This is a genomic window from Fictibacillus arsenicus, assembly GCF_001999465.1.
Taxonomy (GTDB): domain Bacteria; phylum Bacillota; class Bacilli; order Bacillales; family Fictibacillaceae; genus Fictibacillus; species Fictibacillus arsenicus.
This window is the reverse complement of the sequence record NZ_MQMF01000091.1, coordinates 1-537: the sequence shown is the minus strand read 5'-3', so window position 1 is coordinate 537 and position 537 is coordinate 1. Positions and strand designations below refer to the sequence as shown.

Here is a 537-nt window from a genome sequence, read left to right as displayed (position 1 = left end):
CCCTAGGTGTTGTGGGTCATGAGGTTCTTGGCACGAGGGCCGGGCTGAGATGAGACGAGTGGGCCTCTCCCGCAGGATGGAAGTTCCTCAACAACCCATCCGCCCGAAAAGACCCACTCATGACTCACGCTAACGCACCCCTGACCCCCACCGGCCGTCTCAGGATGGTCCACCGCCACCTGCACGACGGCATCCCCCAAGCCCATGTCGCCGCCGAGTTCCGCGTCAGCCGGCCCACGGTGGCCACCTGGGTGGCCCGCTACCGCGCCGAGGGCGAGGCCGGGCTGCTCGACCGGCCCAGCCGTCCGCACTGTTCACCTGCCCAGCTCGACCCCGAGGTGGTGGCTCAGATCCAGACCCTGCGTCGCAGGGAGAAGTGGTCGGCCCGCCGGATCCATCACCACCTGGTCTCTGAAGGCCATCAGGTGTGCCTCCGAACGGTGGGCAGGTGGCTGCACCGGCTGGGCATCTCCCGGTTGCCAGACCTCGCGCCCACGGGTGAGGACCTGCGCCAACGACCCCAGAAGATCACCGCCC

1 protein-coding gene is annotated in these 537 nt (G+C 68.3%); it reads left to right on the top strand.

Translation table 11 applies throughout. The features are described 5' to 3' along the window. Positions 1 to 119: 119 nt before the first annotated feature. Positions 120 to 537, top strand: a 418-nt coding sequence (locus tag UN64_RS21965) for a helix-turn-helix domain-containing protein (RefSeq protein WP_139343261.1), incomplete at its 3' end; no start/stop codon positions are given.